Here is a 13227-nt window from a genome sequence, read left to right as displayed (position 1 = left end):
CTCAGCCCGCGACCGCGTCGAGCTGTGTCTTCTGGGGCCGAGCCCCAGACCCCAGCCGGGGGGCAAGCCCCCCTGGACCCCCCGAAGACAATTTATCCACCCGGATAGCGGCGGCCTTGTACTCAGCCGTCCCCGCCACCGGATCCGTCGCCTCGATGGTGATCACGTTGACGTCGACCTCGTCCGGGAAGTGGAACGTCATGAACGCCAGGCCGGGGCGCAGCCCCTCGTCGATCCGCACCGGCGCGACGATCGCGCCCCGCCGCGAGGAAATCTGCACCATTTCGTCCTCCACCACACCCAGCTGCGCGGCGTCTGCCGAGCACAGGTCGAGCGTCTCGCCGCGCCGGCGCGGTGACGGGAACCCGCCGGACTGCACACCGGTGTTGTACGAGTCGAGCCGCCGGCCCGTGGTGAGCCGCAACGGGAACTCGTCGTCGAGCACGTCGACCGGCGGGCTGTGGCGCAGCACGGTGAACGGCGCCGGCCGGCCGCGCTCAGCCGGGTCCTCGGCCCACAGGCGGGCGTGCAGGAACGACGGCTCCAGTGTGTCCTCGCTGTAGCACGGCCACTGGATGCCGCCGAGCTCCTCGAGGCGCTCGTAGCTCATGCCGGTGTGGATCGGCGAGAGCGACCGCAGCTCGTCCCACACCTCACGGCCGTCGTCGCCGCTGTAGTGCCAGTCGTGCCCGAGGCGGCGGGCGAGCTCCGAGAGCACCTCGATGTCGTCGCGCGCGCCGGCCGGCGGGTTCACCGCTTTGCGCACGCGCTGCACGCGCCGCTCGCTGTTGGTGAAGGTGCCGTCGCTCTCGCACCACGCGGCCGACGCGGGCAGCACCACGTCGGCCAGCTGCGCGGTCTTGGTGAGGAAGATGTCCTGCACCACCAGGTGCTCGATGTTCGACAGGCGCTTGATCGTGTGCTCGCAGTCGGCCTCGGACTGCACCGGGTTCTCCCCGATCACGTACACGCAGGTGATCAGGCCGTCCTCCATCGCCTCGAGCATCTGTGTGAGGTTCTTGCCCTTGTACGCCGGGATGTGCGAGCCCCACGCCTCGTCGAACTTCGCGCGCACGGCCGGGTCGAGGATGTCCTGGAACCCGGGCATCCGGTCCGGGATCGCGCCCATGTCGCCGCCGCCCTGCACGTTGTTCTGCCCGCGCAACGGGTTCAGCCCGGCGCCGTAGCGCCCGACCTGCCCGGCCAGCAGCGACAGGTTGATCAGCGACAGCACGTTGTCGGTGCCGTTGTGGTGTTCGGTGATGCCCAGCGTCCACGACATCTGCGCGCGGTCGGCGCGCGCGTAGGTGTGGGCCAGCTCCTTGATGAGCTCGGCCGGCACCTTCGTGACCTGCTCGGCGACCTCGAGCGTCCACGGCTCCACGGAGGCGGCGAACTCTTCGTAGCCCTCCGTGGCCCGCTCGATGAACGTGGTGTTGGCCAGTCCGGAGTGGATGATCTCCCGCGCGATCGCGTTGGCGAGCGGGATGTCGGTCCCGACCTCCAGCTGCAGCTGCCGGTGCGCCCACTTCGCCGTGCTCGTCTGGCGCGGGTCCACCACGAAGAGCTTCGCTCCCTTGTGGACGGCCTTGAGCACGTGCTGGAAGAAGATCGGGTGCGCCTCGCGCGGGTTGCCGCCCCAGATCACGATCACGTCGGAGTCTTCGATCTCCGCGTACGACGACGTGCCGCCGCCGCTGTCGAACACCCGCGCCAGACCCGCCACGCTGGGGGCGTGGCAGGTCCGGTTGCACGAGTCGACGTTGTTGGTGCCCATCACCGCGCGGGTGAACTTCTGGGCCACGTAGTTCATTTCGTTCGTGGACCGCGCGCAGGAGAACATGCCGAAGCCCTCGGGGCCCTTCGTCTCCAGCGTGCGCCGGAACCCCGCGGCGGCGCGGTCGAGCGCCTCTTCCCACGTCGCCGGCCGCAGCACACCGGAGTCCCGCACCAGCGGCTCCGTCAGCCGGGCGTACGGCGTGGTGTCCTTCCTGCGCTTCATCTTCTGCCTCCAGGAGGTGGTGGGATGGGTGTCAGCCGACCGGCACGGCGGTGGCCGTCCGGTTCAGCAAGCCGATGGCCGCGTGCACGTGGCGCAGCGCGGGTGCGGGCACCCCGGTGAGCTCGGCCAGCTCGACGACGGCGCCGATGATGGCGTCGATCTCCAGCGGCTTGCCGGCCTCGAGGTCCTGCAGCATCGACGTCTTGTGGTGGCCGACGCGCCAGGCGCCGTCGATCCGCTTCTCCACGGAGACCTGGGGATCCGCCCCCGCGGCCCGGGCGATCGCGAGGGTCTCGGTCATCATCGTGGCCACGAGTTCGCGCGTGTCCTGGTGCTCGCACATCTGCGCCATCGTCGCCCGGGTCAGCGCGCTCAACGGGTTGAAGGCGACGTTGCCCATGAGCTTGACCCAGATGTCGTCGCGCAGGTTGGGCTCGACGGGCGCCTTGAGGCCGCCCTCGATCATCGCCTCGGACAGCGCGACGCAGCGGGGTGAGACCCCGCCCGCCGGCTCGCCGAGGGAGAACCGCGTGCCCTCGAGGTGCCGGATCACGCCCGGCTCCTCGATCACGGTGGAGCAGTAGACGACGCACCCGATGGCGCGCTCGACCGCCATCACCCGGCTGGTCTCGCCGTCCGGGTCGACGGTCTCGACCCGGTGACCCTCCAGCGGATGTCCGGCCAGGCCGTGGAAGTACCACCACGGGATGCCGTTCTGCGCCGCGACGAGCGCGGTGTCCGGGCCCAGCAGTGGTTCGAGCAGCTCACCGCTGCTCGGGTAGGAATGGGCTTTGAGCCCGAGGAAAACGAAGTCGACCGGGCCGATCTCGGCCGGGTCGTCGGTGACGTGGGGACGCGCGGTGAAGTCTCCGCGGGGACTGAGCACCCGCACTCCGTGTTCGCGCATCGCCTCGAGGTGCGCCTTGCGCGCGACCAGATGGACCTCGGTGCCGCCTCGGTGCATAGCCGCACCCACGTAGGCGCCGATCGCGCCCGCGCCCAGAACAGCAACCCGCATTGTGTGCCTCCCGCTCGGTCGAACACAGCGATTGCATACAGTATCCCGAGATGCGCTCAGGCACCAGGATCCGGTGATGGAATTCGCCGATGACACCCGGGCGGAGCAGGCGGACCCGATACTGATTGTCATTTCACGCCCGTCCGATTGATCCACTTCGGGTGAGATCCAGGCCACAGAGTGAAGAGTTGGGATTTTGCATACCAAAACCTGTATTCTCGGATCAGCTCCACGAAATCCCGCGGTTTCCCCGCGTTCCCGCGGACCGCGTCTACTCAGACCAGAGGTGCCCCGTGACCCAGCCCGCCTCTCCCCTGCCCGAGCGCGGGCCCACCGGTCGGCGAACGGCCAAGGGGTCCCTCGCGGCGAAGTCCGCCCAGCGTGTGGAGCGGCCGGCGCCGCTTCGCCAGGTCGTGTACGACGCGCTGGCCGAGCTCATCATCAACCGCACGCTCGAGCCCGGGCAGCACCTCGTCGAGGCCGACCTGGCGGAGTACCTCGGCGTGAGCCGACAGCCGGTACGCGAAGCGCTGCAGCGCCTGCAGACCGAGGGCTGGGTCGACCTGCGGCCCGCGCAGGGCGCGTTCGTGCACATGCCCACCGACGAGGAGGCCGACCAGCTGCTCGGTGTTCGCGCGGTGCTCGAGACCCACTCGGCCCGCCTGGCCGCCGCGTGCGCGACCGAGGCGGACGTGGCCCGGCTGTGGGAGCTGCAGAACGCCGGTCTCGAAGCGCTCGCCGCCGACGACAGCGAAGGCCTGGTCTCGGCCAACGCCGACCTGCACTCGTTCCTCACCGAGCTGACCGGCAACGCCGTGCTGGCCGAGCTGATCGGGCTCGTCGACCGCCGCGTGCGCTGGTACTACACGCCGATCGCCCGGCCCCGCGGCCACGACGCCTGGCACGAGCACGCCGAGCTCATCGAGGCCGTCGCGGCGCACGAGGTCGACAAGGCGGAGAAGATCATGGCCCACCACACGGAACGCACGCGCCGGGCGTTCCACGAGCGGCCCGAAGCAGCCCGGGAGTGAGGGGGCGGGCGTCAGCCGCCCCCTCACTCCCGGGCCCTGTACCGAAAACCCCGGCAGGCGTCAGCTGCCGGCGGTCCCGGCGGCCGGTGAGGCCTGCGCGACCACGCCGGTCTGCTCCGAGGCGGTCGGGCCGCTGCGGCGGCCCGGCTGGCGCAGGAACAGCACCATGAAGGCCGACAGCAACGCGATGCAACCGGCCAGGACGTAGGCACCGGTGTAGCCCCACGCCGCGATCACGCCCGCGGCGAGACCACCACCGCCGACACCGCCGATGAGCTTGGCGCTGTAGACGAGGCCGTAGTTCGTGGCGTTGTGGTTCTCGCCGAAGTAGTCCGGCACGAGCGCGGCGAACAGCGGGTAGAACGCGCCACTGCCGAACCCGGTCAGGACCGCGAACACCATGAACCAGAACAGGCTGTGCGTGTTGCCCGACCACATCACGCCGAACTGCGCCACCGCCGCGATCACCAGGACCCAGAACAGGGTGGCCTTGCGGCCGATCCGGTCCGACGCCCAGCCGACCAGGCCGCGGCCGACGCCGTTGACGATCGCGAGGATGCCCGCCGAAGACGCCGCGACGAACGCACCGAAGTGGCTCTCCTCGGCGAACGGCACCTGGAAGTTGATGCCGAACAACGACACGCCGCCGATCACGATCAGCGTGACCCACATCAGCGGGAGCATGCCGGTCTTGATCGCCTCCATCGGCGTGAACTGCCGGACGGCGGGCGGGTTCTTCTCCAGGCTCTTGGCGCTGCCCGTCGCCTTTCCCTTCAGCCACGCGATGGGCTCGACCTCCGCGGGCCACCAGTTCTTCGGCGGGTCCTTGAACAGGAACCCGCAGATCCCGACGACCAGCAGCATGTAGAGGCCGATGGCGTCGAGCGTGATGGTCAGGTTCTCGTGGCCGAGGAACGCGCTGAACAGGTAGATGAACGGCACCGAACCGTAGGCGAAACCGCCGTTCACGAAGCCGGTGCGGGCACCGCGCTTCTCGGGGTACCACTTGCCGACCATGTTGATGCAGGTGGCGTAGACCAACCCGGCGCCGGTGCCGCCGAGCGCGGAGTACCCGATGAAGGCGAGCACCAGGTTCCCGCTGTGCGCGATGGTGAAGTAGCCGATCCCGGAGAAGAGCGCGCCGAACAGCATGGCGGTCTTCGCCGAGACGATGTTCTTCTCGCGCAGCCGCCCGGCCGGGAACGCGACCCCGGCCTGGAACACGGCCCAGATGCTGGCCAGCCAGAACGCGTCCGACAGCGACCAGCCATATTTGTCTTCGAGCGTGCCTTCGACGGCTCCCCAGCCGTACTCGAACACACTCACCGCCATCATGGCGACCCACGGCAGCCAGACCATGAATGCGCGTGAGCGGCCCATGATGTCTCTGGGACTCTCACCGATCCGGTACTTGCGTCCGTTGTCGTCGACGATCTCCTGGTACGTCGGTAAGGCTGCGGTCATGAGAGTTCTCTTTCGTCAACGTTGACTTCGGTTCCCTCTGAGTGGGGTGGCTCCTTGCCCCCCGCCGGGCGCGACCGCGCGCCCGGCGCTTCGTGCGTGTGCTCGTGTCCCCCGCTTGGCCGACGGCTAGGTGTCCGGCAAGATACGCCTCCTTCCCTCTCGCCGGAAGTGATCAGCCGAGCAGTCCGGCCGACCGCGCCCAGCGGTACTTGGCACCGAGCACCGCCACGGGCTTCTCGGTCGTGTACGGGTAGGCGACGATCCCGTTGGCGTAGAGGTGGTCGCTCGCCTGCTCCACCTCGACATCGCCCGAGAGCGACGCCACCACCGGCTTGTGGATCCCCTTGCGGCGGAACTCCTCGACCACGTCCACCACGAGCTCGGCGAACACCATCGGCGGCGTGACGATCGTGTGCCAGTAGCCGAGAATCAAGGAGTGGATGCGCTCATCCGAAAGGCCGAGCGCGATCGTGTTCCGGTAGGTCGACGGCGGCTCGCCACCCGTGATGTCCACCGGGTTGCCGGCCGCGCCGAACGGCGGGATGAACTTCCGGAACGCCTCGTCGAGGTCGCCGGGGATCTCCATCAGCGAAAGACCGTTGTCCACGCAGGCGTCGGACAGCAGCACGCCCGAGCCGCCGGCGCCGGTGATGATCACGACGTTCTCGCCCTGCGGCGTGGGCAGCAACGGGATGCCACGGGCGTACTCGAGCATGTCGTTGAGCCCGGGGGCCCGGATCACGCCGCTCTGGCGCAGGATGTCGTCGTAGACCTTGTCGTTGCCGGCCAGCGCGCCGGTGTGCGAGCTCGCCGCCTTGGCGCCCTGGGAGGTGCGCCCGGCCTTGAGCACGACCACCGGCTTCTTCGCCGACACGCGCTTGGCGGTCTCGGCGAACGAGCGGCCGTCCTTGAGGTCTTCGAGGTGCATCGCGACGAGCTGGGTGTTCTCGTCGTGCTCGAAGAAGGTGAGCAGGTCGTCCTCGTCGATGTCCGCCTTGTTGCCCACGCCCACGATGGACGACACACCCATGCCCGCCGAGCGGCTGAAGCCCAGGATCGCCATGCCGATGCCGCCGCTCTGGGAGGAGAGCGCGACACCGCCCTTGACGTCGTACGGCGTGCAGAACGTCGCCGACAGGTTTTCGGGTGTGTAGTAGTAGCCGTAGATGTTGGGGCCGAGGACGCGCACTCCGTGCTTGCGCGCGATCGCGACGACCTCGTTCTGCAGCTCGATGTTGCCGGTCTCGCCGAACCCGGACGGGATCAGGATCGCCCCGGCCACGCCCTTCGCCCCGGCCTCTTCCAGCGCTGCCGCCACGAACTTCGCCGGGATGGCGAACACCGCGACGTCCACGTCTCCGGGTACGTCGGAGATACTCGCGTACGCCTTGCGGTCGAGGATCTCCGACGCCTTGGGGTTGATCGGGTAGATCTCACCCGCGTAACCGCCGTTGACGAGGTTCTTCATGACCGAGTTGCCGATCTTGCCGGCCTCGGCCGAAGCCCCGATCACCGCGATGGCGGCCGGCTTCATGATCCGGTTCATCGACGCGAGGATCTCCTCCTGCGTGAACCGCACCGGCTCCTTCGCCGCGTCCGGGTCGACCAGGATGCGCACGTCGACCGCGGTCGCGCCGTCGGCCGTGGCGAGCACCGGGTTGAGGTCGACCTCGGCGAGCTGCGGGAAGTCGCTGACCAGCTGCGAGAGGTTGTGGATGATGGCCGTCAGGGCCTTCTTGTCCACCGGCTCGCTGCCGCGCACGCCGTTGAGCACCTCGGCCGCGGCGATACCGTCCACCATGGACAGTGCCTCGTCCTCGCTGGTCGGGGCCAGCCGGAAGGTCACGTCCTTGAGCACCTCGACGAGCACGCCGCCGAGCCCGAAGGCCACGATCTTGCCGAAGGTCTGGTCGGTGACCGACCCGATGATGACCTCCTGCCCCGTGGTCAGCATCTGCTGCACCTGCACGCCGATGATGCTCGCCTCGGCGTTGTAGGCCTTGGCGTTGGCCAGGATCGTGGCGTACCCGTCGGCCACCTGCTCGGCCGTGCGCAGGCCGACGAGCACGCCGCCGGCCTCGGTCTTGTGCAGGATGTCGGGCGACACGATCTTCAGCACCACCGGCAGGCCGATCTCCTGCGCCTGCGCCACGGCCTCGTCGGCCGAGGTCGCGAGACGCTCCTGCGGGGTGGGGATGTCGTAGGCCTCGCAGACCGCGCGGCCTTCGGGGGCGGTGAGCGACGACCGGCCCTCGGCCGCCGCCTGTGCCAGGATCTTCTCGACCGCTTCGCGGCCGGTTCCCGTGGTCATCCAGAATCTCCTTAGATCACGCCTGCGGTGCGCAGCCGCTCGAGGTCGTCGGTCGCGTAGCCGAGCTCGCTCAGCACCTCGCCGTTGTGCTCGCCCAGCAGCGGCGAACGGCCGATGTCCACCGGGGAGTCGGACAGCTTGAGCGGGCAGCCCACGGTCTTGAACTTCCCGCGCTCGGGGTGGTCGATCTCGACCACGGTGCCCAGCTCGGCCAGCGTCTCGTCCTCGATGAGCTCTTTCGTGGACAGGATCGGGCCGCACGGGATGTTGTGGGCGTTGAGCTTCTCCATGACCTCCCACTTGGTGTGGCGCTCGGTCCACTGCTCCACGAGCGCGAACACCTTGTCCAGTTTGGACAGCCGGGCCTCGGGCGTGGCCCACTCGGGGTCCTCGGCGAGCTCGGGCTGGCCCAGCAGCTCGGTGAGCGGCTGCCAGCCGACCGGCTGGATGATCACGTAGATGTAGTCGTTCGGGCCGCCGGGCGCGCAGCGCACCGCCCAGCCGGGCTGGCCACCGCCGGAGGCGTTGCCCGAGCGCGGCACCTCGTCGCCGAACACCTCGTTGGGGTACTCGCCGAGCGGGCCGTGCGCCAGGCGCTGCTGGTCGCGCAGCTTGACGCGGCAGAGGTTGAGCACGGCGTCCTGCATGGCCACCTGCACCCGCTGCCCGCGGCCGGTGTTCGTGCGCTGGTAGAGCGCGGCGAGCATCGCGGCCACGAGGTGGATGCCGGTGCCGGAGTCGCCGATCTGCGCACCGGTCGCGGTGGGCGGGCCCTCCTCGAAGCCGGTGGTGCTCATCGAGCCGCCCATGGCCTGCGCGATGACCTCGTAGGCCTTGAAGTCGGCGTAGCGGCCCGGCCCGAAGCCCTTGATGGAGGCGTAGATGAGGCCCTCGTTGATCTCCTGCAGCTTCTCCCAGGAGAAGCCGAAGCGGTCGACCACACCGGGACCGAAGTTCTCCACGAGGATGTCCACACCGGACACCAGCTTGGTGAAGATCTCCTTGCCCTCTTCGCTTTTCATGTTGAGCGTGATGCTGCGCTTGTTCCCGTTCAGCATCGTGAAGTAGAGACTGTCCACTCCGGGCAGGTCCCGCAGCTGGCCGCGCGTGATGTCACCGCGTCCCGGCGTCTCCACCTTGATCACGTCCGCGCCGAGCCAGGCGAGGATCTGGGTCGACGACGGTCCCGACTGGACATGGGTCATGTCGAGGACGCGGACGCCCTCAAGTGCCTTTCCCATTTTTCCTGCCTCCCGACTACTTGTACATCGTCTGGTTCATGGTTCCGGGGGCGTACGCGTCCGGGTCGACCCAGACGTTGATCAGCGACGGCTTGCCCGACTCGCGAGCGCGCTGCAGCGCCGGCGCGATGTCCTTGGGGTCGCGGACCTCTTCGCCGTAGCCGCCGAGCATGCGGGCGAACTGGTCGTAGGGGACGTCGCCCAGGGTGTTGCCGATGCGCTCGCGCGCCAGGCCGTACTTCTGCGCCTGGCCGTAGCGGATCTGGTTCATCGACGAGTTGTTGCCGACGATCCCGACGAACGGCAGGTTGAACCGCACCAGGGTCTCGAAGTCCCAGCCGGTGAGGGAGAACGCGCCGTCGCCGAAGAGCGCGACGACCTCCTTGTCCGGACGGGCGTGCTTGGCGGCCATCACGAACGGGATGCCGACGCCAAGGGTGCCCAGCGGGCCCGGGTCCATCCAGTGTCCCGGCGACTTCGGCTGCACGACCTGGCCGGAAAACGTGACGATGTCGCCGCCGTCGCCGATGTAGATCGAGTCCTCGGTGAGGAACTCGTTGATCTCGTGCACGAGCCGGTACGGGTGGATCGGGTTCGCGTCGGAGTGCTGCTGCGGCAGGCGCTTCTCCTTCGCCTTCTCCTCCACGGTGCGCAGTTCTTCCAGCCACGGCTTGCGGGCGGGCGCGCCGTTGTCGACGCGGCCCGACGCGGCCTGCGACACCCCGGCGAGGATCTGGCCGGCGTCGCCGACGAGGCCGAGGTCGATGTCGCGGTTCTTGCCGACGGTCTTGTAGTCGAGGTCGATCTGCACCACCGTGGCCTCGGGCGAAAGCCGCTTGCCGTAGCCCATGCGGAAGTCGAACGGCGTCCCGACGATCACGATCACGTCGGCGTTGTCGAACGCGTACCGGCGCGAGAGCTGGAAGTGGTGCGGGTCGCCCGGCGGCAGGGTGCCGCGGCCCGCGCCGTTCATGTACGCGGGGATGTTCAACGTGCGCACGAGTTCCGCCGCAGGCTCGGCCGCCCGGGTGGTCCAGACCTGGCTGCCCAGGAGGATCACCGGCTTCTTCGCGTGCACGAGCAGGTCGGCGAGGCGTTCGATGTCGGCCGGGTCGCCGGCGCTGCGGGTGGACGCGCGGTAGCGGCCCGCCTCGGGGATCCGCGCGGCCGACAGCGGCACGCGGGCGTCGAGCACGTCGCGCGGAATCTCCAGGAACGCCGGGCCGGGCGCGCCCGCCAAGGCTTCGCGGAACGCCATCGACACGAGGTCGGCCGCGCGGGCGGTGGAGGGCACCGTCGCGGCGAACTTGGTGATCGGGTTCATCATGTCCACGTGCGGGAGGTCCTGCAGTGAGCCCATCTTGTGCTGGCTCAGCGCGCCCTGACCGCCGATCAGCAGCATCGGGCTCTCCGCGCGCAGGGCGTTGGCCACACCTGTCACCGCGTCCGTGGTGCCCGGGCCCGCGGTGACGACCGCGCAGCCGGGCCGGCCGGTGATGCGCGCGTAACCGTCGGCGGCGTGCGCGGCGACCTGCTCGTGGCGTACGTCGATGACGTTGATGCCCTCGTCGACGCAGCCGTCGTAGATGTCGATGATGTGCCCGCCGCACAGCGTGAAGATCGTGTCGACGCCCTCCGCCTTGAGCGCCTTGGCCACCAGGTGCCCGCCGGAGATCGTGTCCGGAGCCGGCTGGCCGCCGTTCGTCGCAGGGGCGGCCCGGTCCTTGTCGACGTTCTGGCCGGTCGTGGTTGGCGCCATTGCTCAACTCCTCTGGTCTCACGCCGGACCTCTCTGATCCGGGCGCTCGTTCCGGTGCGCTCCCCGGTCTGCACTGCCGTCGGTCCACAGCCGCGGCGAAGGGCATCCCTCCAGGTCAGCGGCACCTTCACCGAAAACTGTAGATTGCATACCGTATGAGGTAGGCATTAGAATTACTCTCCGAGCGACCCGCTGTCCAGGGCCATCCGCAGGTTTGTCCGGAGGTTTTTTTCGCCGGAGCCGCTGCGGATGACGCCACGCCCGACGGCCCTTTTCTCCCCAGTCCCGTTCGCGGCCCACCCGGGCCCGCCAGGAAGGACTCAGATGGATCTCTTCGAACACGAGGCGCGCGAGCTGTTCTCCTCGCACGGCGTACCGGTCCCCCGCGGCCGTGTCGCCACGAGCCCGGAAGAAGCGCGCGCGGCCGCCGTGGTGATCGGCGGCACCGTCGTGGTGAAGGCCCAGGTGAAGACCGGCGGCCGCGGCAAGGCCGGTGGCGTCAAGCTCGCGGCCACGCCGGACGACGCGGAACAGGTCGGCGACGACATCCTCGGCATGGACATCAAGGGCCACACCGTGCACAAGGTGCTGGTGACCGAGGCGAGCGAGATCGCCGAGGAGTACTACGTGTCCTACCTGCTCGACCGCGCGGAGCGGATGTTCCTCGCCATGGCGTCGGTGGCCGGCGGCATGGAGATCGAAGAGGTCGCGGCAACGCGGCCCGAGGCGCTGGCCAAGGTCCCGGTCGACGCGCTCACCGGCGTGGACCGCGCCAAGGCGGCCGAGATCGTCGCCGCGGCGCAGTTCCCGGCCGAGGTGGCCGGCGACATCGCCGACGCGCTGGTGCGGCTGTGGGAGGTCTTCGTCGCCGAAGACGCCACCCTCGTCGAGGTCAACCCGTTGGCCCGCACCAAGGGCGGCGCGGTCATCGCGCTCGACGGCAAGGTCACGCTCGACGCCAACGCCGAGTTCCGCCACACCGACCACGCGGCGTTCGCCGACCCGGACGCCGGTGACCCGCTGGAGCGCGAAGCCGCCGAGCAGGGGCTCAACTACGTGAAGCTCGACGGCGACATCGGCGTGATCGGCAACGGCGCCGGCCTGGTGATGTCCACATTGGACGTCGTCGCGGCCGCGGCCGCCGAGCTGGGCGCGCGAGGACCGGCGAACTTCCTCGACATCGGCGGCGGCGCGTCGGCCGGAATCATGTCGGCCGGGCTCGGAGTGATCCTCGGCGACCCCGACGTGCGCAGCGTCTTCGTGAACGTCTTCGGCGGCATCACCGCGTGCGACGCGGTGGCCGACGGCATCGTGCAGGCGCTGGGGATCCTCGGCGACCGCGCGACGAAACCGCTCGTCGTGCGCCTCGACGGCAACAACGTGGCCGAGGGCCGGCGCATCCTCGCCGAAGCCGGCCACCCGCTCGTGACCGTGGTGGAGACCATGGACGACGCCGCCCGCGAGGCGGCCAAGCTCGCGACCGTTACTGCTAGCGCGGAGGCCTGAGAAGTGGCGATCTTCCTGGACGAGAACAGCCGTGTCGTCGTGTCGGGCATGACCGGCGCCGAGGGCATGAAGCACACCAAGCGGATGCTCGCCGCGGGCACGAACGTGGTGGGCGGTGTGAACCCGCGCAAGGGCGGCCAGAAGGTGGCGGTCGGCGAGCACGAGCTGCCCGTGTTCGGCAGCGTCGCCGACGCGATGGCCGAGACCGCCGCCGACGTGGTGGTGCTGTTCGTGCCGCCGCCGTTCGTGAAGGACGCGGTCATCGAGGCCGTCGATGCCGAGATCGGCCTGGCCGTGGTCATCACCGAGGGCGTGCCGGTGCACGACTCGGCGGTGTTCTGGGCGCACGCCGTGGCCAAGGGCGGCAAGACGCGGATCATCGGCCCCAACTGCCCCGGCATCGTCTCCCCCGGCCTGTCCAACGCCGGCATCATCCCGGCCGACATCACGGGCCCCGGCCGCATCGGGCTGGTGTCGAAGTCGGGCACGCTCACCTACCAGCTCATGCACGAACTGCGCGACATCGGCTTCTCCACCTGCGTCGGCATCGGCGGCGACCCGGTGATCGGGACCACGCACATCGACGCGGTCGAGGCCTTCGAGAAGGACCCGGAGACCGACGTGATCGTGCTGATCGGCGAGATCGGCGGCGACGCCGAAGAACGCGCGGCCGCCTTCGTGAAGGCGAACGTGAGCAAGCCCGTCGTCGGCTACGTCGCCGGGTTCACCGCGCCGGAGGGCAAGACGATGGGCCACGCCGGCGCGATCGTCTCCGGCTCCGCGGGCACGGCCGTCGCGAAGAAGGCGGCGCTGGAGGCAGCGGGCATCCGTGTCGGCCGGACCCCGAGCGAGACCGCGCGGCTGGTGCGCGAAGTCCTCGCGGGAACGCCGTAGC

General features: G+C 69.5%; 9 protein-coding genes. 3 read left to right on the top strand and 6 right to left on the bottom strand.

Annotated features, from left to right (window positions below):
• Position 1 precedes the first annotated feature (1 nt).
• Both ABZU76_RS23885 and ABZU76_RS23880 read right to left on the bottom strand, forming a co-directional pair.
• Positions 2 to 2002, bottom strand: coding sequence for a molybdopterin-dependent oxidoreductase (locus ABZU76_RS23885; protein ID WP_354873197.1), 2001 nt, complete (start codon positions 2000 to 2002; stop codon positions 2 to 4).
• Positions 2003 to 2033: 31 nt separating this feature from the next.
• A complete protein-coding gene (locus ABZU76_RS23880; protein ID WP_354873195.1) occupies positions 2034 to 3020 on the bottom strand; it encodes a 2-dehydropantoate 2-reductase in 987 nt (328 codons plus the stop codon).
• A 293-nt stretch (positions 3021 to 3313) separates the two neighbouring features.
• Between ABZU76_RS23880 and ABZU76_RS23875 the strand changes: the two genes are divergently transcribed.
• Positions 3314 to 4051: a GntR family transcriptional regulator gene (locus ABZU76_RS23875; protein ID WP_220240590.1), complete on the top strand. Its 738-nt coding sequence runs from the start codon at positions 3314 to 3316 to the stop codon at positions 4049 to 4051.
• A gap of 60 nt (positions 4052 to 4111) precedes the next feature.
• Here the strand turns inward: ABZU76_RS23875 and ABZU76_RS23870 are convergent, their stop codons facing one another.
• From ABZU76_RS23870 to ABZU76_RS23855, 4 genes are all read right to left on the bottom strand, one after another.
• On the bottom strand, positions 4112 to 5515 hold the full coding sequence (locus tag ABZU76_RS23870; RefSeq protein WP_354873193.1) for an OFA family MFS transporter: 1404 nt from the start codon (positions 5513 to 5515) through the stop codon (positions 4112 to 4114).
• Between the two features lie 172 nt (positions 5516 to 5687).
• A complete protein-coding gene (locus ABZU76_RS23865) occupies positions 5688 to 7826 on the bottom strand; it encodes an acetate--CoA ligase family protein (RefSeq protein ID WP_354873191.1) in 2139 nt (712 codons plus the stop codon).
• An 11-nt stretch (positions 7827 to 7837) separates the two neighbouring features.
• Positions 7838 to 9067 carry a formyl-CoA transferase gene (gene frc, locus ABZU76_RS23860; RefSeq protein ID WP_354873189.1) on the bottom strand — a complete coding sequence of 410 codons (1230 nt, stop codon included), beginning with the start codon at positions 9065 to 9067 and terminating at the stop codon, positions 7838 to 7840.
• Between the two features lie 16 nt (positions 9068 to 9083).
• Positions 9084 to 10826 carry a thiamine pyrophosphate-binding protein gene (locus ABZU76_RS23855; RefSeq protein ID WP_220240586.1) on the bottom strand — a complete coding sequence of 581 codons (1743 nt, stop codon included), beginning with the start codon at positions 10824 to 10826 and terminating at the stop codon, positions 9084 to 9086.
• Between the two features lie 324 nt (positions 10827 to 11150).
• Here ABZU76_RS23855 and sucC point away from each other — a divergent pair, with 324 nt between their 5' ends.
• Positions 11151 to 12332, top strand: coding sequence for an ADP-forming succinate--CoA ligase subunit beta (sucC, locus tag ABZU76_RS23850; RefSeq protein ID WP_354873186.1), 1182 nt, complete (start codon positions 11151 to 11153; stop codon positions 12330 to 12332).
• 3 nt (positions 12333 to 12335) lie between these two features.
• On the top strand, positions 12336 to 13226 hold the full coding sequence (sucD, locus tag ABZU76_RS23845; RefSeq protein WP_354873184.1) for a succinate--CoA ligase subunit alpha: 891 nt from the start codon (positions 12336 to 12338) through the stop codon (positions 13224 to 13226).
• The last annotated feature ends 1 nt before the right edge of the window (position 13227 follow it).

Source organism: Amycolatopsis sp. NPDC005232 (assembly GCF_040607795.1).
Lineage (GTDB): Bacteria > Actinomycetota > Actinomycetes > Mycobacteriales > Pseudonocardiaceae > Amycolatopsis.
Note: the sequence above shows the minus strand (reverse complement) of the source record. Positions and strands in the feature narration are given on the sequence as shown.

Coding starts and splice junctions, on each gene's coding strand:
- ABZU76_RS23855 (WP_220240586.1), bottom strand. CDS start 10,826: ATGGCGCCAACCACGACCGGCCAGAACGTCGACAAGGACCGGGCCGCC.
- frc (WP_354873189.1), bottom strand. CDS start 9,067: ATGGGAAAGGCACTTGAGGGCGTCCGCGTCCTCGACATGACCCATGTC.
- sucC (WP_354873186.1), top strand. CDS start 11,151: ATGGATCTCTTCGAACACGAGGCGCGCGAGCTGTTCTCCTCGCACGGC.
- ABZU76_RS23870 (WP_354873193.1), bottom strand. CDS start 5,515: ATGACCGCAGCCTTACCGACGTACCAGGAGATCGTCGACGACAACGGA.
- ABZU76_RS23885 (WP_354873197.1), bottom strand. CDS start 2,002: ATGAAGCGCAGGAAGGACACCACGCCGTACGCCCGGCTGACGGAGCCG.
- ABZU76_RS23865 (WP_354873191.1), bottom strand. CDS start 7,826: ATGACCACGGGAACCGGCCGCGAAGCGGTCGAGAAGATCCTGGCACAG.
- ABZU76_RS23880 (WP_354873195.1), bottom strand. CDS start 3,020: ATGCGGGTTGCTGTTCTGGGCGCGGGCGCGATCGGCGCCTACGTGGGT.